Raw genomic sequence first — 24,095 nt, forward strand, 5'->3', positions numbered from 1 at the left:
CGTCAGCCGGCGGCGTCCTCGAGGAGGCTCCACAGGGCCGCGACCCCATCGGCCAGGGCCTGCTCCAGCTCGCCGACGTGCTCCGCGACACCGTCGGTCCAGCTCAGCGTGAACTCCACGACTCCTTGGTCGGGCAGCGGCACGTAGTAGATGCCGATGCCGCCCTCGCTCGTCGCCGCGAAGGCCGCCCGCACGATGCGCGAGGGGTCGCCCAGCGACGTCGTCGACAGGAAGTCGGTGGTGAGCCGGCCGTATGCCGGGTCGTCGTGCAGCGGCACGGCATACCCGTGGCGATCCGCCATCAGCCGCAGGCCGAAGAGGTGCCGGTCGATCCCCTGACCGCTCTTGCACCGCTTGACCTGCGTGCGGTGCGAGTCCAGGTGGGCCAGCAGGAGATCCGGGGTGGCGGTGCCGTCGACGAGGGCGCTCGCCAGCTCGACGGCCGCCCTGGTGTTGGGGCGCAGGCACTCGGTGCGGCCGCCCTGGTACTCCCGCATGTCCACGGACTCGTAGGTCGAGCGGACCCGGCCGTAGGTCCGCAGTTGGGCGTAGAGCATGACGGCCTGCAGGCAGGCGTCCATCGAGACCTTGACCGGCAGGGTGGGCAGCGGGCCGGCCGGCACGCGCAGGATGCGCACACGCTGCCGGTCCGCCTCGCGGGCGTAGTCGCCGACGCCCTGCTCCAGGGCCGCGCGCTGGTCGGCCGAGAGGGCCCAGGCGAGGGGCTCCGTCGACGCGGGCTCGTCGTGCGGGCCGCCCTGGTCGAGGGTCACGTCCTGGGCCCGGCCGAGGATCGCCACGAGGGTGGACCCGTCGAGGGTGCTGTGCTCGAGGTGCAGGCCCGTGAAGTCGTCGGCCAGGTCGACCTGCAGCGTGACCGGCTTGAACGGCCAGGCCAGACCGGGTGCGAACGCCACCTGCCGCAGGTGGTCCGCCGTGTCCGCTCCGTCCTCCGGCGCTGCGGCTTCGGTGGCTTCAGTGACCTTGGAGGCCTTGGAGGCCTTGGTGACCGCGGTGACCTCGGTGGACCCGGTGACCTCGGAGGCCTCGGCGGAGGAGTCGGTGAGGGCGATGAGGAACAACGCCTCCCGCAGCCGCGAGTAGGTGTGGGCGTTGTCGCCGTCCTGCTGCAGCTCGGCCAGCATCGCGGCGGCGTCGTCACCCGCGAGGTAGCCCGCAGCGGTGAACCCTGGCCCCTCGGCCTCCGGCAGCGCCACGACCTCGTCGAGCCCGGCGCGGATCGCCGTGACCGACAACGGTTCTCCGGAGGTGTCGCTCACGCCCACCGCCACCGCGCGCCCGCGCCACAGGGCCACGACCTCGCGGTCGGCGGCGTCCTGGCGGCCGGGCAGGAAGACGTCCAGGCCCTGCCTCGGGTCGCGGAGGCCGCCCTCGACGTGGTCCCACTGCTGCTGGCACAACGGCTCGCCGCGCGGGCTGACGTCGGCGCCCGCGTCCCCGCGCAGGTGCGCGAGGTAGGCCGCGGCCATCCGGTGCACCAGCTCGGCCGCGCGGTCCAGACCGCTCCCGGTCGTCGGCATGGCCAGCTCGAAGCCCACGTTGCTCGACAGCGGCAGCGCCACCCGCGTCACGTGGTAGGCCTCGAGCCAGGCCTCCCACAGCCAGCTCCGCCCGAGCGCGTCCTCCTCGGCCGCGAAGGCCTCGAGGGCGGACTGGCAGGCCGGCCCGTCGCCGGACGCGAAGGCCTCGACCGCACCACGCGTGACCTCGAGCTCCTCCGGCGACAGCAGCACGGCCACCGTCTCGAGATAGCGGTCGAGCGTCTGGCGCAGCGGGGGCACCGGCAGTGTCTTCGAGGTCGTGGGGGTGGGCGTGCTCGCAGCGGTCATGGACCCTCCTTGCGCGTCAGCCTAGCCACCGTCAGACGCGGGGCGGCGGCGTCATACGGCCCTGGAGCGATGCTGCCGGACGACAGAGTGGTCACAGACCCGACACCAGGGCGCCCCAGACGTCGGATCTGCGACCACTCTGTCGCAGCGGACGAACGACGGCCCCCTCCACACCGGGTGGAGGGGGCCGTCAGGTCGACGGGCGCGAGGCGCGAGGGACCAGGTCAGTTGGCGATCGAGTCGACGACCAGGGAGCCGGCGATGCCGAGCATGAAGACGTCCTTGGCCACGCCCGTGCCCTCCTGGGTGGGGCGGATGCCGTCGATCGTCATGCCGGGGGTCTGGCGGTACATGTTGAGCAGGCCGGCGCTGAACGCACCGAGGCCCGCACCGGCGAGCCAGCCCGGGACGACGGGGAGCAGCAGGGCCGCGCCGAGCGCGATCTCGCCGTAGGCCAGCGCCTGACCGAACTGCTTGGCCGGCACGTCCTTGAGCTGCGGGACGCCCACGGCGCCCATGTCGCGCAGGCCCTGGGCGGCCTCCTCGGGCAGGTTGCGCTTGCCGAGGCCGGAGTTGATCAGGAAGAGGCCGGTGGCGATGCGGGCGGGGGCTGCGGCGATGCTCATGCGTTGTCTCCTGGGGTCTGCGGGGTCAGATGGGTCACGGGTCGAACCGTACTCGTTGAAGCGTCAACGAAAAGTCACGCCCCGTTGTTCCCGCTGCGGGCGTGGACCCGGTCACAGTGTGTCACCGTCGACCAACTAGGGCGCGGCACAAGCCCTTCGGCGGCAGTGACGCCGCCCCTATGCAACGGAGCACGCGTGAGCCTCATCATCGTCCTGGCCGCCCTGGCCTTCCTCATGTACATGGCCTACCGCGGCCACAGCGTGATCCTCTTCGCCCCCATCGCGGCCATGGCGGCGGTGCTGGTGACCGACCCGCAGCTCGTGGCGCCCGTCTTCACCGGCCTCTTCATGGACAAGATGGTCGGCTTCATCAAGAACTACTTCCCCGTCTTCCTGCTCGGAGCGATCTTCGGCAAGCTCATGGAGACCTCGGGATTCGCCCAGGCCATCGTCACGTCGGTCATGCGGATCGTCGGGCCCAAGCGGGCCATGCTCTCGATCGTCCTGGTCGGGGCGATCCTGACCTATGGCGGCGTCTCGCTGTTCGTCGTCGTCTTCGCCGTCTATCCCTTCGCCGCAGAGATGTTCCGCCAGAGCGACATCCCCAAGCGGCTCATCCCCGCCACCATCGCGCTCGGCGCGTTCACCTTCACCATGGACGCCCTGCCGGGCACGCCGCAGATCCAGAACATCATCCCCACCACCTTCTTCAAGACCGACGCGTATGCCGCCCCGGTGCTCGGCCTCGTCGGGGCCGCGTTCGTGCTGGCGATCGGCATGGCGTACCTCGAGTGGCAGCGCCGGCGCGCCGCAGCACGCGGCGAGGGCTACGGCAAGCAGCACAGCAACGAGCCCACGGCATACGAGGGCGGCACGCTGCCGCACGCTCTGCTGGCCATCGTCCCGCTGGTCCTGGTCGGCGTCGTCAACAAGGTCCTCACCACGGTCATCCCCGGGTTCTACGGCGAGTCCGTGTCGTTCAACCCGGCGGTGGTCGGGGCGGCCAAGCCCGTCAGCGTCCCCGTCGCCGCCAGCACCGCCATCTGGGCCGTCGAGGGGGCACTGCTCGTCGGGATCCTCAGCGTCTTCGTCCTCGCGTGGCGGCCCGTGGTCACGTCCTTCGCCGAGAGCGCCAAGCCCGACATCAGCGGGTCCCTGCTGGCCACCATGAACACCGCCTCCGAGTACGGCTTCGGTGCCGTCATCGCCTCCCTCGCCGGCTTCCTCACGGTGGCCGAGGGCCTCAAGGCGATCCCGAACCCCCTGGTCAACGAGGCGATCTCGGTGACCGCGCTCGCCGGCATCACCGGGGCCGCGTCGGGCGGGATGAGCATCGCGCTCGGCGCCATGGCCGACCAGTTCATCGCCAACGCGCAGGCCTCCGGGATCCCCATGGAGGTGCTGCACCGCGTGGCCTCGATGGCGAGCGGCGGCATGGACACGCTTCCCACAACGGCGCCGTCATCACGCTGCTCGCCGTCACCGGCCTGACCCACCGCGAGTCCTACAAGGACATCTTCGTCATGACCATCATCAAGACCGTCGCCGTCTTCGTCGTCATCGGCGTCTTCTACGCCACCGGCCTGGTCTGACCGCGCCGCACCCGGCCGTATGCCGCTCCTCCCGCCCGATCCGGCCTCCCACCACCCGACCCGACCTCGCCCGACCCGATCTCGCACCGCCCGATCCGACCCAGGGAGAACCTGATGAGCCCGACCATCGACCACACCGGCCGCGGCGCCCTCGTCACCGGAGCCGCCCCAGCGGCATCGGCGCCGCCTGTTGCGAGAGCCTCGCTGCGAGCGGGGCGCACGTCCTCGCCGTGGACCGCGACGCCGACGGGCTGGCGGCGCTCGCCGCGCGGGTCCAGGGGGTCGAGGCCGTGCCCTGCGACCTGTCCGACCTCGACGGCCTCGCCGCCCTGCCCCACGACGTCGACATCCTGGTCCACAACGCCGGCATCCAGCACGTCTCGCCGATCGAGGAGTTCCCGCTCGAGCGGTTCGAGCTGATCATGCGGCTCATGCTGCACGCGCCGTTCTACCTCGTCCGCCAGTCCCTGCCCCACATGTACTCCCGCGGCTGGGGCCGGGTCGTCAACGTGTCGAGCGTCCACGGGCTGCGGGCGAGCGCCTTCAAGTCGGCGTACGTCACGGCCAAGCACGGCATGGAGGGCCTCAGCAAGACGGTGGCCCTGGAGGGCGCCGCGCACGGCGTGACGAGCGTGACGGTCAACCCGGCCTACGTGCGGACCCCGTTGGTGGAGAAGCAGATCGCCGACCAGGCCCGGACCCACGGCATCCCGGAGGACCAGGTCGTCGAGCAGATCATGCTGACACCGGTCGCCGTCAAGCGCCTGGTCGAGCCGGCGGAGGTCGCGGACCTCGTCACCTTCTTGACGGGTCCGTCCGCTGCCTCGATGAGCGGGTCGTCATACGCCCTGGACGGGGGCTGGACCGCCCACTGACCCCGGCCGAGGCTCCGCGGGCGGGGAGACGATCGCCTCCGCCAGGAGAACGCCCCTGACCCCTCACAACCTTGGAGGGGTCAGGGGCGTCCTAGATACGTAACGGTGACGCTACGAAGCGGTACCGTCGCGAATAGTGCAGTTGCCAATGATTCGCAAGGGAGAAGTGGATGTCTCGGGGGGACCAGGGAACGACGGTGCAGCGAGGGCGCGGCCGTCAGGTCGGGGGATCCGTGCTCGGGGTCGTCGTGCTCGGCGTCAGCGCCGTCCTGCTCGCGGCCTGCACGACCGGGAGCAACGACGGCGGCGGCCAGGCCGCGCGCTCCGGCGGGGCGAACGGCGCGACGTCGGGCGGGTCTGCAGGTTCCTCGGGTGCGGGCTCGACCCCGACGCCGACCCCCACCCAGGACGCGCTCGCCAAGGCCAAGGTCCAGGCTGCGCAGTACGACTACGACGGCGCCCTCAAGACGCTGTCCGCCGACGGGTCCGACGAGGCCAAGGCGCAGGTCGCCCAGGTGCAGGCCGCCAAGGCCAAGGCCGTGAGGTGGGCCGACAACACCAAGATCCCGCACCTCTTCTACCACTCGCTGTCCGTGGACCCCGCCAAGACCTTCACCGGTGGCTCGGAGGGTGTCGGGTTCAGCCAGTACATGGCGACGGTCGACGAGTTCAAGGCCCAGATCAAGCAGATGCACGAGCGGGGCTTCGTGCTGGTGCACCCGCAGCGCATCGCCAAGAAGGGCCCCGACGGGGTCATGCGCTTCCAGCCGATCATGCTGCCGCCCGGCAAGAAGCCCGTCGTGCTGTCCCTCGACGACCTCAGCTACTACGAGTACATGATGGGCAAGGGCTTCGCGAACGTCCTGATCAAGAAGGACGACGGCCGCGTCGTCAACACCTACACCGACCGGTCCGGCAAGACCGTCGAGGGCAGCTACGACTGCGTGCCGATCCTGGACGACTTCGTGCGCGAGCACCCGGACTTCGCCTACCACGGCGACAAGGGGTCCATCGCGATGACCGGCTACAACGGCGTCCTCGGCTACCGCACCTCCGAGCGCAAGTACGGCGCGAACCCCACCACCAAGGACGCCCAGGCCAAGGCCAAGGTCGTCGCCGACGCCATCAAGGCCAACGGCTGGAAGTTCGCCTCGCACTCCTGGGGCCACATCAACATGACCCGCAGCGGGCTCGGGCAGATCAAGGCCGACGCGGGCCGCTGGGACCGTGAGGTCCGCCCGATCCTCGGCGACACCGACCTGATGATCTATCCCTTCGGCGCCGACGTCTCCGACGCCAAGCCCTACAGCGACGCCAACCCCAAGGTCGCCTTCCTGCGCGGCACCGAGAAGTTCGACTACTTCTTCGGCGTCGACGGGACCTCGCCGAGCTGGGTGCAGCTCGGCCCGACGACCCTGCGGCAGGCGCGAGTCAACGTCGACGGGCTGTCGATGCAGCGTGCCCTCGACGGCAAGCGCTCCGCGATCACCCAGTTCTTCGACACCAGGTCCACGATCGACAAGAAGCGGCCCCTGCCCGTGCCGTCCATCGGCGGACCCACCGCCGGCGGCTGACTAGGATCGGCGGGTGCTGCGCATCGCCTCCTTCAACGTCAACGGGATCCGGGCCACGCAGCGTCGTGGCTTCGACGACTGGCTCGCCGCGCGCGGCTGCGACGTCGTGGCGCTGCAGGAGGTCCGGTGCCCCGTCCCGCTCCTGCCGGACGGCGTCTTCCGTGACTACCACCTGACGTATGACGCCGGCCAGACGGCCGGGCGCAACGGCGTGGCCGTGCTGACGCGCGAGGCGCCGGCCGCCGTGCGGAGCTGGGGTGCGGGCGTGCTCGTCCGCGCACCCGGCGACAGCCACGTCGAGCTGCGCGAGCACGCCGAGACCGGCTCTCTCGCCCGGGAGCTCAAGGCGTTCGCCGCCGAGGGGCGTTACGTGGAGGTCGATCTCGCGGACCAGCCGCTCACGGTGGCGTCCCTCTACCTCCCCAAGGGCGGGCTGCCCGCGCACCTGCAGCAACCGGGCCGGATGCGCGAGAAGCCCGACGGGGGAGCGAAGTACGAGCGCAAGATGCGCTTCCTGCGGGGCTTCGCGCGACACCTGACGGCGACCCGCCGGGCAGCCGCGGCGCAAGGCCGGGAGCTCCTCGTGATGGGGGACTTCAACGTCGCCCACACCCGGCTGGACGTCAAGAACTGGCGCACCAGCCAGCGCTCTGAGGGATTCCTGCCGGAGGAGCGCGAGTGGTTCGGGTCGATCCTGTCGCCGCGCTCGCTGGTCGACGTGGTGCGCCGGCTGCACCCGGACGTGGACGGCCCCTACTCGTGGTGGAGCTGGATGGGAGGGGCCTTCGACCGGGACACCGGCTGGCGCATCGACTACCATCTCGCCTCCCCGCGCCTCGCCAGGGCGGCGATCGCGGGCGGGACGGACCGCGAGGCCTCGGCGGCCGAGCGCCTCAGCGACCACGCCCCGGTCGTCGTCGACTACGACCTACCCCAGGTAGTCACATTGACCGGCCTTCGCACCCCAGGCTGATGTGACCAAGGCCGGTCGATCTGCGTGCGACCGGGCAGCGCCTGTGCGAAGCGGTGCTCAACCCCCCAGGTCGGCCCGTCGCCTGCGCAGGACCCTGCGCACGTCCCGCAGGGTGCGTGGATCCATGGGGACCGTGTCGCCGATCCGCTCGTCCACGTCGGCCGTGGCACGCAGGACCTCCGAGAGGGCGCGATCGGCGGCGGCAGCGGTCAGGCCGGCGCCGTCAGCCAGCGCCAGGTATCGCTTGCGCGACAGCGAGTCGTCCCGTCCCGCGACGGTGAGTGCCATGCGGTGGTCGCCATACGGCAGCGTCGACGGTATGTCGTAGATCGGGGTCGGTCGCCAACCCCCCTCCGGGGTCCGCAGGACCGAGAGGTTCTTGGCGTGCAGGTCGCCGTTACCGGTCAGCCACGCGAGGGCGACCTGCTGCAGGACGGCGCGGACCGCAGGCAGCCGGGCCTGGCACACCGTCCCCACCCGCGCGAGAACCGTCTCGGTCGACACGGAGTACTTGTCGGCGGGGTACCTCCCCAGCAGCTGTGCCGCATCCTCGACCGCGATGCGACCGACGCCGGTGTCGAGCGGCGTCCGGTCGAACCGCTCCACGAGCAGCCCCGACGCCCCGCTCCGATCCCGGACGACCTCGGCGTGGACGGCGCCCTGACGGAGCCGGCGGGCCACGGAGAGGAAGTACGACTCGTTCTCCACGACCGAGGGGTACTCGGGCGGGTTGAGCTTGAGCAGGTGGAGGCGGCCGCCGCGGATCATGGGGACGGTCAGCATCCTCCCGGACACCTTGTCCTGGACGCCGGCCAGCGCGGCTGGGTCGATGCCGCCGGCGGACAGCACCTCGGCGAAATCGATCTCGCCCCAGGAAGACTCCACCGTAGGGACGTCCGCTGCGGCGGGCTCGGCCCCGGGCAGCAAGACCTGGACGTCTCCCACCGGATCGGCACCGACAGCGATGAGCAGCGACAGGTCGTCGTCGGCAGAGGTCTTGACGGCACGCCGCAGGCTGGTGAGGCGCCGCCCCTCGGGCAGCAACCCCGCGAAGAACGGCGGTACGGCCCCGCCGGCGGTCAGCACGGGTGACTCGGTGACGGGCAGGGTGGTGGCGATGCCCGGTCCCGGGTCGTCGAGGTAGGCCGGGGTGTAGCGCAGCTCCACGCCGTGATCGGTGCGGGTGAGGTGAGCCGCGAGGCGGCCCGCCTTGTGCACCTCGGCCGTCGCGACGCGGCGTGGGTCCGCCCGGAGCGTGCTCACGCGGCGCCCCTTGGCCGGGTGTGGAGCTCGAGGCCCAGGACGTCGAGAACCGCGGCCAGCTTGTCGAGCCGGAGCGTGGGCTTGTCGTGCTCCGCCTCCCGGACGAACCTCTCGGAGACGCCGGCCATCTCGGCCACGTCGATCTGCAGCAGGCCGAGCGAGCGACGCCGCTCGCGGATCTCGTGACCCAAGGACATGTTCGCCTCCTTGCTCTTCCTGCCGCGTCAGTCGTCGCACCGGCACGATCGCGCCGGTCCGGGTCCCAGGTTAGCGCGCCAGGCGTTCCATCGGAGGCTCGTAGGCACGATCGTGCCGGTCTCGGCCGGGTGATGACGAGTGGGGGTGGCCTTGTCGTCATACCGGCGCGATCGTGCCGGTATGGCGACCGCCAGAGGCCAGGTGCAGCCCACCAGCAGGGCCCGGGCCAGGAGCGGTCCGCCGAATCAGGACCCGTCACCTGAGGGTGCCACTCACCCCGAACCCCCTCAACCTCGGGGAGACGGGGTCCGGCGTGCCAGCATGAGCCACGACGCACCACGCACCGCGCGACCTGCCCGTGATCCCCACCGCGAGGAGCCACCCATGTCCGTCCTTCGCAGCAGCACCCCGCCCACCCGCTCGCAGGAGGTGACCCGGCTGACGCTGGGCGCCTTCATGGCGTTCGCCGGCGTCTCCCACCTCACCTTTGCGCGGCAGGACTTCCAGGCCCAGGTCCCGGGGTGGTTCCCGCTGGACGAGGACCTGGTCGTCCTGGCGTCGGGGGTCGTCGAGATCGGGCTCGGGGCAGCCCTGCTCGCCCTCCCGCGGCAGCGCCGGCTCACGGGCATCGCCCTGGCGGCGTTCTACGTCGCCGTGTTCCCCGGCAACATCGGCCAGTATGTCGAGGGCGTCGACGCGTTCGGCCTCGACACCGACGGCAGGCGCCTGGCCCGCTTGTTCGGGCAGCCCGCCCTGGTCGCCGCCGCGCTCTGGGCCGCGGGACTGCCCGAGCGCCGGGACCGGCGAGGCTCGCGACACGTCGGCGACGCCCCGCGCGAGGACCGACCGTGACGCCCTCGCGGGGTTCGGCCGAGGAGGTCGAGGTCGCCGGCCGGGTCGTCCGCGTCAGCAACCCCGACCGCGTCTACTTCCCCGAGATCGGCGCGACCAAGCGGGATCTCGTCGACTACTACCTCGCGGTGGGCGAGGGGATCGTGCGGGCCCTGCGCGACCGCCCCTGCATGATGCACCGCTACCCCGACGGCCTGGCGGGCGACAAGGTCCACCAGAAGCAGCTCCCCAAGGGGGCGCCCGACTGGGTGGAGACGGCCCCGGTCTACTTCCCGCGGTTCAAGCGGACGGTGCGCGAGCTGTGCGTCACCGACCTCGCCCACGTCGTGTGGGCCGTCCAGATGAGCACCGTCGAGCTGCACCCGTGGAACAGCCGCCGCGCCGACGTGGAGCGGCCCGACGAGTGGCGCATCGACCTCGACCCGATGCCCGAGGCCGGGCTGGACCAGGTCCGTCAGGTGGCCGCGGTGGTGCACGAGCTGCTCGACGAGCTGGGCATCGTCGGCTACCCCAAGACCTCGGGCGGCCACGGTCTGCACGTCTACGTCCGGATCGCCCCGGACCACGAGCACGCCGACGTCCGGAGGGCGGCGCTGGCCTTCGCCCGCGAGGTGGAGCGCCGCGCGCCAGAGCTGGTCACCACCACCTGGTGGCGCAAGGACCGCGACCCCGCAGCGGTCTTCGTGGACTACAACCAGAACGCCCGGGACCACACGATCGCCGCGGCCTACTCCGTGCGCGGCACCCCCACGGCCACCGTCTCGTGCCCGATCACCTGGGACGAGGTCGCGGACGTGGAGCCGTCCGACCTGACCATCGCCACCGTGCCCGAGCGGTTCGCCCGGCTCGGGGACCTGCACGCCCACATCGACGACGTCGCCCACGACATCGCACCGCTGCTGGCGTGGGCGGAGCGGGACGAGCGGGAGGGCAGCGCCGGCCCTGACGGCCCAGACGGCCCAGAGACCCCGGAGAGCGACCCCACCATGCCGACCGATACACCCAGGATCTAGGATTTCCCCTGTCATTCCCGTGGAAGATACGGGGAGGCTAGACCGAACGGCCCAGGGAGGTGTTGTGCCAGAGCTGGGCCGACACGGCGACAACGACCTGTGGCTGCGGCAGCTGCGCCTCGTGGGTGTGGGCCTGCCGGCGCTGTTCATCGTCATCGTCCAGCTGCTGCGGCCGATCTTCTTCGACCGCTACTGGCCGCGGGACGGCGACACCATCGTCAGCGTCCTCACGGCGCTGGCCGCGATCGCGTTCGGCCTCATGATGTTCCGGCTCATCGACCAGCTCGTGGAGGACGACCGCTATCGGTCGACCGTCACCGAGCGCGACCGGATCGCGCGCGAGCTGCACGACTCCCTGGCCCAGGTGCTGGGCGCCACGCAGCTGCGGCTCCAGGCTGCGGCATACCACCCGGCGGTCCAGGACCACGACGACCTCAAGACCGAGCTGGCCGACGTCGCCCACGACTGCCAGGACGCCTATCGCGACGTGCGGGAGGCGATCCTGGGGCTGCGCGAGCACAACCGCACCGACCACACCTTCCTCGAGGGCCTGGCCAGCTATGCCGAGAAGTTCTCGCGGCAGTCCGGCATCGACACCACGGTCGTCGCCGAGATCCCCGGCGAGCCCTCCCTCACCCCGCACCGCGAGGTCCAGGTCATCCGGATCATCCAGGAGGCCCTGACCAACGCGCGCAAGCACTCCGGGGCCCGGCGAGCCCGGATCACCGTCGACGAGACACTGGACTGGACGAGCTTCGTCGTCGAGGACGACGGCCAGGGCTTCGTGGTCGACGTGGCCCCGGGCGAGCGCGAGGGCTTCGGCCTGCACTCCATGCGGGAGCGGACCGAGCTCGTCGGTGGCCGCCTGCTCGTCGAGTCCGGCCCCGGGCTCGGCACCAAGATCACCATCACGGTGCCCCGCGGTCAGCGCGGCACCCGTCACCCCTCCGGGATGTCCGTATGACGAACGCCGCCGACCCCACGACCGCGCGCCCCACCCGGGTGCTGCTCGTCGACGACACCGCGTTGTTCCGCCGCGCGATCGCGACGCTGGTCGACGCCCAGCCGGACCTGGAGGTCGTCGGCCAGGCCGACAACGGCCTCGAGGGGGTCGAGCAGGCGCGACGGCTGCAGCCAGACCTGGTCGTCATGGACATGGAGATGCCGGTCATGACGGGCATCGAGGCCGCCAAGGTGATCCTCGAGCAGCTCCCCGGCATCAAGGTGATCATGCTGACGGTCTGCGACGACGACGAGCGGCTGCTCGGGGCCATCCGCATGGGCGTGCACGGCTACCTGCTCAAGGACCTGCACCCCGAGGAGCTGTTCGCCATGCTCCGGTCGGCGGCCCGCGACGAGACCCCGGTGTCTCCCCAGCTGGTGGGCCGCCTCCTGGCCGAGCTGCGCGGGGGCGGCGCTCGGCATACCTCGCCTGCCACGGCGCAGGCCGCGGAGCCTCAGCTGTCCCAGCGCGAGATGGACACCCTCAAGCTCGTCGCGCGGGGCATGTCCAACCGCGAGATCGGTCGCGCGCGGTCCATCACCGAGGGCACCGTCAAGAACCACGTGCACAACGCGCTGCACAAGCTCGGGCTCGACACCCGCATCCAGGCCGCGGCCTACATGGTGCGCTCGGGCTATGCCGAGCCGCCGCGCACCGACTGATCCCCGGCCACCCCTGACCCCTGGGTACAGCCTGGGGGATCCTGCATATACCTCTTTTCTATCCATCGACGGATGGTCCGGGCCCCACCACCGGCAGCAGGATGAGTGCGATGGACGTGCCGACAGCGGCAGGTCCGCACGCGCACGCAAAGGATGGTGACGAGGTGGCCGCTCCCCAGGGGTCGCGCCTCGGGTGGCTCATGTCACCCAGAGGACTCTTCTCCGTCTTCCTGTCCCTGGGCATCGGCACCCTGGTCGGCGTCGTGCTCTTCACGATGGTCTACGCCAATGGCGCTTCGTACCTCTCGAGCGACCCGAAGGCCTGCGTCAACTGCCACGTGATGAACACGGAGTACAACGCCTGGGTCAAGTCCAGCCACGGCAAGGTAGCGACCTGCAACGACTGCCACACCCCCCACGACCTGGTGGGGAAGTACCTGACGAAGGCCGAGCACGGGTGGAACCACTCCCTCGCCTTCACGACGGGCAACTTCCCGCAGAACATCCAGATCAAGGAGCGGAGCCTGGCGACCGTCGAGGAGAACTGCTTGCGCTGCCACCAACAGCTGGTGGAGGGCATCCAGCACAGCCGGCCCACCAACCAGAAGGTCTCGTGCGTGCAGTGTCACGCCGACGTCGGGCACATGAGGTGAGGACATGAACGCGACAGCAACTGACAATCCCAAGGGCGCGAGGAAGCGTCGTGGCGGAGGCCGCAAGGGGCTCCTGGCCGCGATCGTCCTGGCCACCGCGTTGGTGACGGTGGGCGTCGTCGCCCTCCTCGTCAACATCTTCCAGCACAAGCAGGAGGCCCAGGACACCAACTTCGCAGTGGTGCAGCTCGACGAGACCGTCGTCGACCCGGCCGTGTGGGGCAAGAACTTCCCGCTGCAGTACGACATGTACAAGCGGACCACCGACCAGCAGCGCACGAAGTTCGGTGGCTCCGAGGCGGTGCCTCACGTCCCCGAGGGCGCGGACGCCCGCAGCACCGTGGCGGGGCAGAAGCTCGAGAAGGACCCGCGGCTCGTGCAGATGTGGGCCGGCTACGCCTTCGCGACCGACTACCGCGAGAAGCGCGGCCACGCCTACATGCTCGTCGACCAGCGTGACACCAAGCGGGTCAACGAGTTCAAGCAGCCGGGCACCTGCCTCAACTGCCACGCCTCCATGGCCAAGGTCTACAAGGACCTCGGCAACGGTGACGCCAAGGCCGGCTTCGACAAGATCAACCACATGACCTACCAGGAGGCCACCAAGCTGGTGGACCACCCGGTGGCCTGCATCGACTGCCACGACCCCAAGACGATGCAGCTGCGGATCACGCGTCCTGCCTTCCAGGAGGGCATCAAGGCGCTCAAGGCCAGCCAGGGCGTCCCGAACTTCGACGTCAACACCCAGGCCACCACCCAGGAGATGCGGTCCTTCGTCTGCGCCCAGTGCCACGTGGAGTACTACTTCAAGGGCAAGGACAAGACGCTGACCTTCCCGTGGGCCAAGGGCGTCAACCTGGACAACGAGTTCGCGTACTACCAGGAGGTGGGCTTCACCGACTGGGAGCACAAGACGACGGGCACCCCGATGCTCAAGGCCCAGCACCCCGAGTTCGAGATGTGGAACCAGGGCGTGCACGCCAAGGCCGGCGTGACCTGCGCTGACTGTCACATGCCGTACACCGCGGTCGGTGCGCAGAAGGTCTCCGACCACTGGGTCCGCAGCCCGATGCTCAACGTCAACAAGTCCTGCCAGGTGTGCCACCACGCCTCCGAGGACGAGCTGAAGTCCCGCGTCGAGACGATCCAGACCCGCGTGGCCACCAGCCGCAGCCAGGCCTTCGACGGCCTGACCGCCCTGATCAAGGACCTCGAGGACGCCAAGAAGGCCGGTGCTCCCGAGGACCGGATCGTGGCCGCGCAGACCTGGCACCGCAAGGCGTCGTTCTACATCGACTACGTGATCTCGGAGAACTCGACGGGCTTCCACGCCCCCGAGGAGTCCATCCGCTACATGCAGACGGCGACCGACGCGGTCCGCAAGGGCCAGCTCGCCCTGCTGGGCAAGGAGAAGGCGGACCCGACCGCCGCCAAGGCCTTCCAGATGTGGAAGGAGAAGAAGGCCGCCGACGCCAAGGCCGCTGCCGCCGGCCCCAAGGCTCCGGCCACGCCGGCAGCGACGGCGACGCCGACGCCCACCCCGTCTCGCTGACGGGATCGGAGGGGCACCGCACCCGACTCGGTGCCCCTCCCACACGGACCAGACCGCCTCGTGGGGACGAGGCGGTCTGCCCGTGCGTGGGGGTCCTGGCCCGCCCTCCCGCGACGGTCGGGGCACAGGTCCGGTCTATCCCCGCCACTGTCGTCTATATCCTCTAAATACCCTGGTTCTATCCAAGACGTGCCCTACGACGGATGGTCCGACCGGGTGGTCCAGGCGGAGGCTTGGGTCATCGGACTCCCCGCGGCCCACCGGCCGCCCGAGCACAGGACACTCGTATGACGCAGCGCCAGGCGCCCCAGACACCACCCGCAGGCGGCGGCACCCCCGCCCCGACGCACGAGAGCGGCGACCTGCGCCAGGCCCTGCTCGCGTCGCTCGGCCTCCCCGCCGACGCCACGCCCGAGGCGGTCGAGGCCGCCCACGAGCGCGTCGCGACATACCTCTCCTCGGCACCGACCGAGCTGTCCGGCTGGGCCACCCAGCAGGCGACGGCCGCCGACGCGGCCCACGCCGTGCTCACCGGCAAGGCCGGCGACGTCCTGAGCCGCCGCGCGACGCCCGTGACGGCGGCTCGGCGGACGGGCGACCGGCCGCAGATCCCCAAGCTGGTCACCGTGCTCGGGTCCATCGCACTGATCGCCGCCATCGTGGTCGGCGTCTACGTCTGGGGCCCGTCCCGCAACCCCACGCAGGCCAACCCGCCCGTGGCGATGGCGGACCAGGCGGCCGCGGGCGCCACCGCCAAGCCGTCGCCGACCGCCACGACCCTGGACACCGCCAAGGCCAAGGCGCTCGAGGACAAGATCAAGGCCAACCCCAAGGACGAGCAGGCCATGGCCGAGCTCGGTGACCTCTACTTCGGGGCCAACCACTTCCAGAAGGCCGCGGCCCTGCGGCAGAAGATGCTGGCGCTCAAGCCCAACGACACCAACCTGATGCTGTCGACCGGGGTCGCGCTCTTCAACGCCCGCGACCTCAAGGGCGCCGAGGCCCAGTGGAACAACGCGATCAAGGTCGACCCCAAGAAGGCCGAGGCGTACTACGACCTGGGCTTCCTCAAGCTCAGCCAGACCCCGCCCGACTCCGCCGGCGCCAAGGCGCTGTGGGACAAGGTCATCGAGCTCGACCCCAACGGTCCGCTGGCCCAGAAGGTCCAGAACCACATGGGCGCGATCATGACGCCCGCCCCCACCGGCGCCGCCCACGGCTCCGGGGCCACGCCCGCACCGACGACCAGCAAGTGACATGGACGGGATCACCATCCCGCTCGCGCTGCTGGCGGGAATCGTCGCCTTCGCCTCACCCTGCTTCCTGCCGGTCGTGCCGGTCTTCGTGAGCTATGTCGCGGGGACCTCGCCGGTCGGCGGGGGACGGGCCCGGCGCAACGCCGCCGCCCAGGCCCTGGCCTTCGTGCTCGGCTTCGGGGTCGTCTTCATCGCCCTGTGGTGCTCCATCGGACTGATCGGGTATGCCGTCGGCGACCACCGCGACGCCCTGCGCATCATCGGCGGGGCCGCCCTGATCGTCATGGGCCTGCACGTCGCCCGGCTGATCGAGATCCCCGTCCTCTACCGCGAGGTCCACGCCCCCGTCGGCGGCCGGCCGCAGCTCCCGGGGCAGCAGGCCCCGACATACCGGCGATCCCTGCTGATGGGCCTCGCCTTCGGCGCCGGCTGGACCCCGTGCATCGGACCGGTCCTCGGCGGCGTCCTCGGGCTCGCCACGGCGAGCGACTCGGTGGGGCGCGGCGCGCTCCTGCTGGTCGCCTTCGCCCTCGGTCTCGGCATCCCCTTCGTGCTCGTCGCGATGGGCGCCACCGAGATCACCGCCCGTCTCGGCTGGCTGCGCAAGCACGAGATGGCGATGTCCCTCCTGTCCGGCGCGATGCTCGTCCTCATCGGGTTCGCCATGGTCACCAACATCTTCGGCAAGCTGTCCGGCCTCATCCCGGCCGTCGGCGTGTGAGACAGGCAGAGCTCATGAGCAACGACACCCACCTCCTGACCGAGGACACGATCGAGTCCGCCGACACGATCCGCATGCCCCGGCCGCTCTACAAGGTCTATCGGGTCTTCATCTCCAAGCGCACCGGCATCGGCCTCATCCTCGCGATGGGCTTCCTCACCCTCATGGGGACGCTGATCCAGCAGTCCACGGAGAACAACCGGGCCGACGCCACCGCCTACGCCGACTGGCTGGACTCGGTGCGGCCTCGCTACCAGGGCTGGACCGGCGTGCTGGACCTGCTCGGCATGTTCAACGTCTTCGGCTCGGTGTGGTTCAAGGCCGTCAACGTGCTGCTGTGCATCTCGATCCTGTGCTGCATCATGCACCGCATCCCGCTGCTGTGGAAGCGGGCCACCCGCCCCCAGCTGCACGTCACCGAGGGATTCTTCGCCCACGCGAGCATCCACCACGACGTGACCGCCCCGGTGCCCGCCGAGCAGAGCCTCGAGCACCTCCGCACGACCATGCGGCGCAAGGGCTATCGCGTGATCGACGACCCCCGCGGGCCCGGCCTCAACCTCTACACCGACAAGTTCCGGTGGCCGCCGTTCGGCACGATCTTCGCCCACGTCGCGTTCGTCATCATCCTGCTCGGCGTCCTGGTCACGTCCAACACCGGCTTCTCCGAGGACAACGTCCCGGTCTCGATCGGTGACCGCGTCGACATCGGCCACGGCACCGGCCTGACCATCACCGCCACCTCCTTCTCCGACACCTACTACGAGGACGGCCGGCCCAAGGACTACGTCAGCCACCTCGTCCTCTACAAGGACGGTGTGCAGGTCAAGGAGCAGGACACCCGGGTCAACGAGCCGCTGCGCTACGAGGGGGTCAAGTTCTTCCAGGCCAGCTTCGGCTTCGCGGCCCGCATCCAGGTCAAGGACTCCACCGGCAAGGTGCTCCACGAGGGTGGCGTGCCGCTGCAGTACACGACCGAGGACCAGAAGAACTCCTTCGGCAAGCTGCCGCTGCCGAACCAGGGCGTCGACGCCTTCGTCATCACGGCGGCCTCCGGGCAGACCGACGCGCAGATCCAGCCGGGCGACGTCGCCATCAAGGTGCAGCCCACCGACCAGGACAGCACCATCGGCCAGAAGGTCATCACCCAGGGCCAGACCGCGCAGATCGGCGACCTGACCTACACCTTCCTGCGCGAGCAGCAGTACACCGGGCTCATGGTCTCCGACGACCCCGGCGCCCTGTGGGTCTGGGTCGGCTCCACGATGATCGTCGCCGGCATGACCATCACGATGTTCTTCCGGCACCGCCGGATCTGGGTCCGCGTCCAGCCGTCCGGCGACGGCTCGCGCATCCGCCTCGCCTCGTCCGAGCGCCACGACACGGCCTACGAGGGCTGGGTCTCCCGCCTCGTCGACGACCTGTCCGCCGACCTCGGCGCCACGCCCACCCCGGGCCACCACACCACCGCCGGTCGTGACCACGACCGCGCCGACCTTGCCAGCACGGTAGGAGCCTGACGATGTTCGCCCTCTCCCAGTACGCCCTGATCGCGGGCACGATCCTCGTGTGGCTCGGTGTCGCCGCCACGATCGTCAACCTGACCCGCAAGCCCGCCGAGCGCGAGGCCATCGCCCCCGCGCGCGCCACCGTCGGCGGCGCCGCGCTCGCGGGCGGCGGCACCGCCGTCCTGACCGGCCACGCGCCGACCGCCCTCGGCCGCACCGGGGTGCGCGGACCGGCGTGGTACGCCACCAAGGTCACCCAGATCGCGCTCCTGTGCCTCACGGTCGCGCTCGCCGCCAGCGCGGCGGCCACCGGCCACGGGCCCTTCTCCAACCAGCACGAGTTCGCGGTGTCCTTCGCCTGGGGCGTCCTCGCGGCCTACGTCTTCTTCGAGTGGCGGTATGACGTCAAGGCGCTCGCCGTCTTCGTGCTCCCGATCGCCGCGGCCATGCTGACCTACGCGACCACCGTCGACGCCAAGCCCGGCCCCCTGGTCCCCGCCCTGCAGAACTCCCTGCTGCTGACCGCGCACGTCTTCACCGCCGTCCTCGGCTACGGCGCCGCCGCGGTGGCGTGCGGCGCGGGCATCGGCTACCTCGTCGCCCCGCACCTCACCTGGAAGGGCATGCCCAAGCGGTCCTTCCTGGACGAGCTCGGCTACCGCGCGGTGATGATCGCCTACCCGCTCCTCACCGTCATGATCATCCTCGGCGCGATCTGGGCCGACATCGCGTGGGGCCGCTACTGGAGCTGGGACCCCAAGGAGACCGCCGCCCTGGTCACCTGGCTGATCTACGGCGCCTACCTCCACGCCCGCGTGGCCCGCGGCTGGCGCGGAGACCGGTCCGCCTACCTGCTGATCCTCGGCTTCGTGGCCATCCTGTTCACCTTCTTCGGCAACTACTTCTTCGGTGGCCTGCACTCCTACGGGGGGTCGATGTGAGCGACGTGACCGACCGCACCCACGCCGCGGGTGCCGACCAGGGAGCGGCGGGTGCCGACCAGCCGACGGCGGGCGCCACCCAGGCCGGGCCGAAGGAGGACTGGCGCGGCGGCATACGAGCCAGCGGGAGCAAGCAGCTCATCGTCCTGCTCGTGACGGCGCTGCTCGTCGCCGGAGGGGCCTGGCTGCTCGGCGGCAAGGCCGGCTCCGCCAAGAGCGCCCCCCTGAACGGCGCCCAGGCCGTCCAGGTCACGGGCGACACCTCCGGGCCGGCCCCCGAGGTCGGCAAGCCCGCGCAGGACTTCACGGCGCGGACCGTCAAGGGGGAGCCGATCTCCCTGTCCGAGCTCAAGGGCCGGCCGGTGTGGCTGACCTTCGGGGCGTCCTGGTGCACGGCCTGCCGCGCCGAGGCCCCCGACATGCAGGCGGCCTACACGGCGGCCAAGGCCTCCGGGGTGGAGATCGTCTCCGTCAACATGCAGGAGCTGCCCGCCGACGTGGTGTCCTACGCCGGCAAGCTGGGCCTGACCTTTCCCCAGGTCGCCGACCCCGACACCGCCCTCGCCTCGAAGTACCGCGTGATGGGCCTGCCCTCGCACTTCTTCATCGACAAGGAGGGCGTGCTGCGCTCCCAGCACATCGGCGTGCTCACCCGCAGCGCGATGGACCAGCAGATCGGCACGCTCGCCCGCTGATCACCGCCTCCCTGCCGCCCCTGCCGCCCCTGCCCCCTGCCCACGTCGGTCTCGCCGATCGTGAGGCAGGGGCGGCTCAGGGGGATCCCCCCTGGCGGAACGTCCGTCCCACCGGCAGCGTTGTCATCGAGACACGCACGCATCGGTTGGGAGTGATGAGGGTGGTCCTCACCGGACTTCTCGTGAGCACGGGCCTGGTGGCCGTCACCGTCGGGGTCGGACGGTATGCCGCTGACCGCTGGCGACACCGCAAGGACGCGATCACGGGTCACCGCCTGGCGCCCGGCGTCGCCCTGACCGCCGCCGGCGGTGGGTTGGTCCTGTCGCCGGACGTGCTCGTCCTGACCGATCAGCTGCAGGTGGCGGACCCCGCCGCAGCGCTGGCGCTCGGGGTCTACAACGTCCTCGCCATGGGTGGCCTCGGCACCGTGGCCGCCGGCATGTGGCTGTCGAGCCGGAGGGTGACCCGCCAGGTGCGGGCAGGCGTCGACGCGGTGGCGGACGGCATACCCCTGGTCGCGCGGCGCCGGGCCATGCGCCGCGGCACCCCGGCGGACTTCCCGCGGGAGTGGGCCAGCCTGATCGCGCTGGACACGGAGCTGACGCAGCGGCTGCTGCGCTACGAGCGCGACCTGGAGGCCGCGGTCAACTTCCCGGTGATGAGCGACCACACCGACCCGCTGACCCGCGGCGCGATCGACGCCATGCTGCGCTGCCGCGAGCTGCGGGCCGCCACCCCACCGGCCGGCACCCGCGACGTGCGCGACACCGACTACGCGCGGGCGGTCGCCGACTTCCAGGTGGCCCTCGAGGCCGCCGAGGCCAACGCCGAGCGGCTCGTCGCGAGCACCTTCACCGAGGACGAGCGCCGCACGCTCGAGGAGGTCACGGCGACGCTGGAGTTCATGCGCGCCAACAGCACGACGCCGGGAGAGCGCGCGGCGGCATACGACGAGGTGAGCGCACGGCTCACGCAGGTGATGCAGGCCCGCGGCACGTCGGCTGGTGGTGCTGCGACCGGCGGCGTTGCGACCGGTGGCGTTGCGATTGGCAGCGCTGAGACCGGTGGCGTTGCGACCGGCGGCGTCGCGGCTGAGGGAGCGACAGGAGGGGCAGCCGCGGGGGCGACGGCGGTGGCGCAGGGCCAGGGGCAGGCCGCGGTGGCGCGTCCGCATCCCTTCCTGGACGTGACGGACCGCGCCCGCCGCTGACCCCCGTGCGCAGACCCGCCGGGGGCGAAGGCATCGACCGGCGTTCGTTCCCCAGGCTGATGCCTCGGCCCCCGGCGGGTGCGACTCGGCCCCCGTCCCAGCTGGGACGGGGGCCGAGTCGTGCGTGGAGCTACTGCCCCTCGCGGTCAGGTGCGGCGGTCAGGCTCGCGCGCTGGTCTCGCGGGGGAAGAACCGCGGCAGGATGTCGCTCATCGTCACGACGCCGGCGAACTCGCCGCCGCGATGCACCACGGCCAGCTGGGTCTGCGTCTCGCGCATGAACGTGAACGCCTCGTGCAGCGGGGTCTCGGCCGCGACGGCCAGGGTCTCGCGGGCCAGCTCGCGCGCGGGACGGTCCGCCGGCTCCCCGAAGGTGTCGCGCACGTGCACGGTGCCCGCGACCCGGCCCTCGTCGAGCAGCAGGATCCGCATGTGGCCGTGCTCGACCGTCGCGGCCTGGACGTCCGCCACCGTGGCGTCGATGTCGACGGCCGTGGGGCGCCGGCGGTGCCGGATCAGCTCGTCCATGGTGATGTCGCGCATGTCGAGGGCGTTGGTGATCGAGGCGCTGTAGGACGCCTCGAGGGTGCCCGCGTCCGCGGAGTGCTCGACGAGCTCGCGCAGCCCGTGCTCGTCCTGCACCTCGTCGACCTCGTCCACGGGCTCGACGCCGGTGCGGCGCACGAGGGCGTTGGCGGCGTGGTTGAGGGCCTTGAGGGCGGGACGGGTCAGCCACAGGAAGCCCCGCATGGGGACGGCCAGCAGGATCGCGGACCTCTCCGGGTGGGCGATGGCCCAGGACTTGGGGGCCATCTCACCGACCACGAGGTGGATGAAGGTCACGATGATCAGGGCGACCACGAAGGCCACGACGTCCGCGGCACCGGTGGGCAGGCCCACGGCCTCCAGCGGCCCCATCAGGGCGTGGTGGACGGCCGGCTTGGTGATGGCACCGAGGGCCAGCGTGCAGACGGTGATGCCGAGCTGCGACCCGGCGAGCAGCAGGGTGAGCTCGGAGGAGCTGCGCAGGGCGGCCCGTGCCGACGCGGAGGTGGCCGCGGCGTCCTCGAGCCGGTGGCGCTTGGCGTTGATCAGCGAGAACTCGACGGCGACGAAGAACGCGCTGAGCGCGATGATCGCGACGGTCGCGAGGGTGGTGACGAGCCAGCTCATCGGGTGCCCTCCTCGGTCACGTTGGTGGCGCCACCCTGGGCGTCCTGATGGGAGTGGTGGCGAGACTCACGGTCGGGTGGGGACTCAGGGCCGTCGCCGTCCCCGTCGCTGCGGTCGGGGGAGTCGGCGTCGACGGCGTCGGTCTCGGTCAGCGTGAGGCGAACCCGGGACGGGACGTAGCGCTCGACCTCCAGCACCTCGACCGTGAGGACCTTGCGCCGGTCGTCGTCGAGGTGCAGGTGCTCCTGGCGGAGCGGCACCTCGATCAGCGTGCCGTCCTCCGGCAGGCCGCCGACGTGGTCGATGACCAGGCCGCCGATGGTCTCGAAGTCACCCTCGGGCAGGTCGACGCCGAGCGAACGCTCCACCTCGTCGATGTGGACGTCGCCCTCCATGACCCAGATGCCGTCGTCCGGGACCGGCACGTATGACGGCTCCTCCGGGTCGTGCTCGTCGGTGATCTCGCCGACGATCTCCTCGGCGAGGTCCTCCATCGTCAGGATCCCGGTGAAGCCGCCGTACTCGTCGACGACGCAGGCGAGCTGCTCGCGGCGGTCGTCGAGCTCGCGCAGCGCGTCGGGCAGGCTCATGAGCTCGGGCACGACGAGGGGCTCGCGCATGATCTCGGAGCACGGCGCGTCGTCGTCACCCCGGTGGGACAGCACGTCGACGAGGTGCACCACGCCGACCACGTCGTCCTCGTCCCCGATGACCGGGTAGCGGGTGTGACCCGTGTGCATCAGCTCGCGCACCTCGGCGACCGTGGTCTCGGTGCGCAGCGAGTCGACCTGGGCGCGCGGGATCATCGCGTGCGCGACGTCCTCGCCGGGGAAGTCGAGGATGCGGTCGACCATGATCGACAGCTCGTCCGGCAGGTCGCCGCTCTCGCGCGAGAGCTCGACGACGTGCTGCAGGTCGCGGGCCGTGGCGGCGTGCTGCACGTCGTGGACCGGCTCGATGTGCAGGGCCCGCAGGAGCAGCTCCGCGGACTTGTCGAAGACCCAGATGACGGGGCCGAGGACGGTGAGGTAGAGCGAGGTCGACCGCGTCAGCCAGGTGGAGACCTGGTCGGGGCGGGCGATGGCGTAGTTCTTGGGGAAGAGCTCGCCGAAGAGCATCTGCACCACGGTCGAGAAGACGAGCGCGAAGACCGCGCCGATGGTGACCGACACGGCCACCGGGACGCCGGTGTCGCCGAGCATGGTGCCGATCGCGGAGCCGATCAGCGGCTCGGCGACGTAACCGACGAGCAGCCCGGTGACGGTGATGCCCAGCTGCGCGCCGGACAGCATGAACGACGTGCGGCGGGTGATCTCGAGGGTCTTGCCGGCGACCTCGTCACCCTCGCGGTGCCGCGCCCCGAGCCGGGACCGGTCCACCGCCATGAAGGCGAACTCCTGCGCCACGAAGTAGCCCGTGGCCGCCGTGATCAGCAGCACGACCACCAGGCCGATCACGAGCGAGAGGACCGGGCTCATCGCGCCTGCCCCTCAGGGGTGAGACCGCGCGTGGCGGTGCCGGGACTGCAGGGCTCGTCAGGCTGGCGAGTGCGCATGGGCCTTTCCGGGGACTGGGGGGAGGGTGCGGGGGCGGTCGGAGAACGTCCGGTCGGCCCTCGAGGTTCCCGGTGCGCCCGGGGGAGGGCCGTCGGTATGTCGTACCCCGCCGCCATCGACGGTAGTCGCGATGGCGGCGGGCGGCGTCATACGGCCGAGGGGTGTCAAGGGCGACCCGAGGTGAGCCGGGAGCTCAGCTTGGGTCGTCCGGACGGCTGGATCGGGCGTGTAGGCGGCCCGAGGTGAGCCGGGAGCTCAGTTCGGGTCGCCTGGAGGGCTGGGGCGGGGGTGTGGGCGACCCGTGGTGAGCTGGGAGCTCAGTTCGGGTCGTCCGGAGGGCTGGCCGGC

Annotated in this window: 21 protein-coding genes and 1 pseudogene; 16 read left to right on the top strand and 6 right to left on the bottom strand. The window is 71.1% G+C overall.

Annotation, left to right across the window (positions count from 1 at the left end):
• Nucleotides 1-2: 2 nt before the first annotated feature.
• Entirely contained in the window at nucleotides 3-1,850 is a 1,848-nt protein-coding gene (locus B4E97_RS10185; RefSeq protein ID WP_286958495.1) for a choline/carnitine O-acyltransferase, read from the bottom strand.
• A 224-nt stretch (nucleotides 1,851-2,074) separates the two neighbouring features.
• Nucleotides 2,075-2,476 carry a membrane protein gene (locus tag B4E97_RS10190; RefSeq protein ID WP_029211111.1) on the bottom strand — a complete coding sequence of 134 codons (402 nt, stop codon included), beginning with the start codon at nucleotides 2,474-2,476 and terminating at the stop codon, nucleotides 2,075-2,077.
• Between the two features lie 195 nt (nucleotides 2,477-2,671).
• Between B4E97_RS10190 and B4E97_RS10195 the strand changes: the two genes are divergently transcribed.
• From B4E97_RS10195 to B4E97_RS10210, 4 genes and pseudogenes are all read left to right on the top strand, one after another.
• Complete coding sequence (locus B4E97_RS10195; RefSeq protein WP_286959757.1) at nucleotides 2,672-3,967, top strand: GntP family permease; 1,296 nt, start codon at nucleotides 2,672-2,674, stop codon at nucleotides 3,965-3,967.
• A 215-nt stretch (nucleotides 3,968-4,182) separates the two neighbouring features.
• A pseudogene (locus tag B4E97_RS10200) lies at nucleotides 4,183-4,943 on the top strand (3-hydroxybutyrate dehydrogenase).
• Nucleotides 4,944-5,113: 170 nt separating this feature from the next.
• The gene (locus tag B4E97_RS10205; protein ID WP_286959758.1) at nucleotides 5,114-6,517 is read left to right on the top strand and encodes a polysaccharide deacetylase; all 1,404 of its coding nucleotides are present in this window, start codon (nucleotides 5,114-5,116) and stop codon (nucleotides 6,515-6,517) included.
• A gap of 13 nt (nucleotides 6,518-6,530) precedes the next feature.
• Nucleotides 6,531-7,490 (top strand): exodeoxyribonuclease III, encoded by a 960-nt coding sequence (locus B4E97_RS10210; RefSeq protein ID WP_286959760.1) that lies wholly within the window; start codon nucleotides 6,531-6,533, stop codon nucleotides 7,488-7,490.
• 57 nt (nucleotides 7,491-7,547) lie between these two features.
• Here the strand turns inward: B4E97_RS10210 and B4E97_RS10215 are convergent, their stop codons facing one another.
• Together B4E97_RS10215 and B4E97_RS10220 are read right to left on the bottom strand one after the other, a co-directional pair.
• On the bottom strand, nucleotides 7,548-8,753 hold the full coding sequence (locus tag B4E97_RS10215) for a type II toxin-antitoxin system HipA family toxin (protein WP_286959761.1): 1,206 nt from the start codon (nucleotides 8,751-8,753) through the stop codon (nucleotides 7,548-7,550).
• Nucleotides 8,750-8,950 carry a type II toxin-antitoxin system Y4mF family antitoxin gene (locus B4E97_RS10220; protein ID WP_286959762.1) on the bottom strand — a complete coding sequence of 67 codons (201 nt, stop codon included), beginning with the start codon at nucleotides 8,948-8,950 and terminating at the stop codon, nucleotides 8,750-8,752. Before B4E97_RS10220 ends, B4E97_RS10215 begins: the two co-directional genes overlap by 4 nt.
• A 385-nt stretch (nucleotides 8,951-9,335) precedes the next feature.
• On the opposite strand from B4E97_RS10220, the gene B4E97_RS10225 reads away from it, so the two are divergent.
• The 12 genes from B4E97_RS10225 (at nucleotide 9,336) to B4E97_RS10280 (ending at nucleotide 21,018) form a co-directional block, all read left to right on the top strand.
• A complete protein-coding gene (locus tag B4E97_RS10225) occupies nucleotides 9,336-9,803 on the top strand; it encodes a DoxX family protein (protein ID WP_286959763.1) in 468 nt (155 codons plus the stop codon).
• Nucleotides 9,800-10,816, top strand: a complete 1,017-nt coding sequence (gene ligD / locus B4E97_RS10230; RefSeq protein WP_286959764.1) for a non-homologous end-joining DNA ligase — start codon at nucleotides 9,800-9,802, stop codon at nucleotides 10,814-10,816. The genes B4E97_RS10225 and ligD overlap by 4 nt, the downstream gene beginning before the upstream one ends.
• A gap of 64 nt (nucleotides 10,817-10,880) precedes the next feature.
• Entirely contained in the window at nucleotides 10,881-11,780 is a 900-nt protein-coding gene (locus B4E97_RS10235) for a sensor histidine kinase (RefSeq protein ID WP_286959766.1), read from the top strand.
• Nucleotides 11,777-12,481, top strand: coding sequence for a response regulator (locus B4E97_RS10240; RefSeq protein ID WP_286959767.1), 705 nt, complete (start codon nucleotides 11,777-11,779; stop codon nucleotides 12,479-12,481). The genes B4E97_RS10235 and B4E97_RS10240 overlap by 4 nt, the downstream gene beginning before the upstream one ends.
• Nucleotides 12,482-12,645: 164 nt before the next feature.
• Nucleotides 12,646-13,134, top strand: coding sequence for a cytochrome c nitrite reductase small subunit (nrfH, locus tag B4E97_RS10245; protein ID WP_286959768.1), 489 nt, complete (start codon nucleotides 12,646-12,648; stop codon nucleotides 13,132-13,134).
• Between the two features lie 4 nt (nucleotides 13,135-13,138).
• Nucleotides 13,139-14,686, top strand: coding sequence for an ammonia-forming cytochrome c nitrite reductase subunit c552 (locus B4E97_RS10250; protein ID WP_286959770.1), 1,548 nt, complete (start codon nucleotides 13,139-13,141; stop codon nucleotides 14,684-14,686).
• A 287-nt stretch (nucleotides 14,687-14,973) separates the two neighbouring features.
• A complete protein-coding gene (locus tag B4E97_RS10255) occupies nucleotides 14,974-15,942 on the top strand; it encodes a tetratricopeptide repeat protein (protein ID WP_286959771.1) in 969 nt (322 codons plus the stop codon).
• A 1-nt stretch (nucleotide 15,943) separates the two neighbouring features.
• Complete coding sequence (locus B4E97_RS10260; protein ID WP_286959772.1) at nucleotides 15,944-16,663, top strand: cytochrome c biogenesis CcdA family protein; 720 nt, start codon at nucleotides 15,944-15,946, stop codon at nucleotides 16,661-16,663.
• Between the two features lie 14 nt (nucleotides 16,664-16,677).
• The gene (gene resB / locus B4E97_RS10265; protein ID WP_029211125.1) at nucleotides 16,678-18,183 is read left to right on the top strand and encodes a cytochrome c biogenesis protein ResB; all 1,506 of its coding nucleotides are present in this window, start codon (nucleotides 16,678-16,680) and stop codon (nucleotides 18,181-18,183) included.
• 2 nt (nucleotides 18,184-18,185) lie between these two features.
• Entirely contained in the window at nucleotides 18,186-19,112 is a 927-nt protein-coding gene (gene ccsB / locus B4E97_RS10270; protein ID WP_286959773.1) for a c-type cytochrome biogenesis protein CcsB, read from the top strand.
• 5 nt (nucleotides 19,113-19,117) lie between these two features.
• Nucleotides 19,118-19,807 carry a TlpA family protein disulfide reductase gene (locus B4E97_RS10275; protein WP_286958156.1) on the top strand — a complete coding sequence of 230 codons (690 nt, stop codon included), beginning with the start codon at nucleotides 19,118-19,120 and terminating at the stop codon, nucleotides 19,805-19,807.
• A 182-nt stretch (nucleotides 19,808-19,989) separates the two neighbouring features.
• Nucleotides 19,990-21,018 carry a hypothetical protein gene (locus B4E97_RS10280; protein ID WP_286959774.1) on the top strand — a complete coding sequence of 343 codons (1,029 nt, stop codon included), beginning with the start codon at nucleotides 19,990-19,992 and terminating at the stop codon, nucleotides 21,016-21,018.
• A gap of 159 nt (nucleotides 21,019-21,177) precedes the next feature.
• Here the strand turns inward: B4E97_RS10280 and B4E97_RS10285 are convergent, their stop codons facing one another.
• On the bottom strand, nucleotides 21,178-22,191 hold the full coding sequence (locus tag B4E97_RS10285) for a hemolysin family protein (RefSeq protein WP_029211129.1): 1,014 nt from the start codon (nucleotides 22,189-22,191) through the stop codon (nucleotides 21,178-21,180).
• A complete protein-coding gene (locus B4E97_RS10290) occupies nucleotides 22,188-23,669 on the bottom strand; it encodes a hemolysin family protein (RefSeq protein ID WP_286959775.1) in 1,482 nt (493 codons plus the stop codon). Before B4E97_RS10290 ends, B4E97_RS10285 begins: the two co-directional genes overlap by 4 nt.
• Nucleotides 23,670-24,095: the final 426 nt, after the last annotated feature.

It is taken from the genome of Arsenicicoccus sp. UBA7492 (assembly GCF_002479615.1).
Classification (GTDB): Bacteria; Actinomycetota; Actinomycetes; order Actinomycetales; family Dermatophilaceae; genus Arsenicicoccus; species Arsenicicoccus bolidensis.

What these genes read in the sequence shown, in the direction of transcription:
- B4E97_RS10185 (WP_286958495.1), bottom strand. Translation starts at nt 1,850, where the DNA reads ATGACCGCTGCGAGCACGCCCACCCCCACGACCTCGAAGACACTGCCG.
- B4E97_RS10190 (WP_029211111.1), bottom strand. Translation starts at nt 2,476, where the DNA reads ATGAGCATCGCCGCAGCCCCCGCCCGCATCGCCACCGGCCTCTTCCTG.
- B4E97_RS10205 (WP_286959758.1), top strand. Translation starts at nt 5,114, where the DNA reads ATGTCTCGGGGGGACCAGGGAACGACGGTGCAGCGAGGGCGCGGCCGT.
- B4E97_RS10220 (WP_286959762.1), bottom strand. Translation starts at nt 8,950, where the DNA reads ATGTCCTTGGGTCACGAGATCCGCGAGCGGCGTCGCTCGCTCGGCCTG.
- B4E97_RS10225 (WP_286959763.1), top strand. Translation starts at nt 9,336, where the DNA reads ATGTCCGTCCTTCGCAGCAGCACCCCGCCCACCCGCTCGCAGGAGGTG.
- B4E97_RS10240 (WP_286959767.1), top strand. Translation starts at nt 11,777, where the DNA reads ATGACGAACGCCGCCGACCCCACGACCGCGCGCCCCACCCGGGTGCTG.
- B4E97_RS10250 (WP_286959770.1), top strand. Translation starts at nt 13,139, where the DNA reads ATGAACGCGACAGCAACTGACAATCCCAAGGGCGCGAGGAAGCGTCGT.
- B4E97_RS10255 (WP_286959771.1), top strand. Translation starts at nt 14,974, where the DNA reads ATGACGCAGCGCCAGGCGCCCCAGACACCACCCGCAGGCGGCGGCACC.
- B4E97_RS10260 (WP_286959772.1), top strand. Translation starts at nt 15,944, where the DNA reads ATGGACGGGATCACCATCCCGCTCGCGCTGCTGGCGGGAATCGTCGCC.
- resB (WP_029211125.1), top strand. Translation starts at nt 16,678, where the DNA reads ATGAGCAACGACACCCACCTCCTGACCGAGGACACGATCGAGTCCGCC.
- ccsB (WP_286959773.1), top strand. Translation starts at nt 18,186, where the DNA reads ATGTTCGCCCTCTCCCAGTACGCCCTGATCGCGGGCACGATCCTCGTG.
- B4E97_RS10285 (WP_029211129.1), bottom strand. Translation starts at nt 22,191, where the DNA reads ATGAGCTGGCTCGTCACCACCCTCGCGACCGTCGCGATCATCGCGCTC.
- B4E97_RS10290 (WP_286959775.1), bottom strand. Translation starts at nt 23,669, where the DNA reads ATGAGCCCGGTCCTCTCGCTCGTGATCGGCCTGGTGGTCGTGCTGCTG.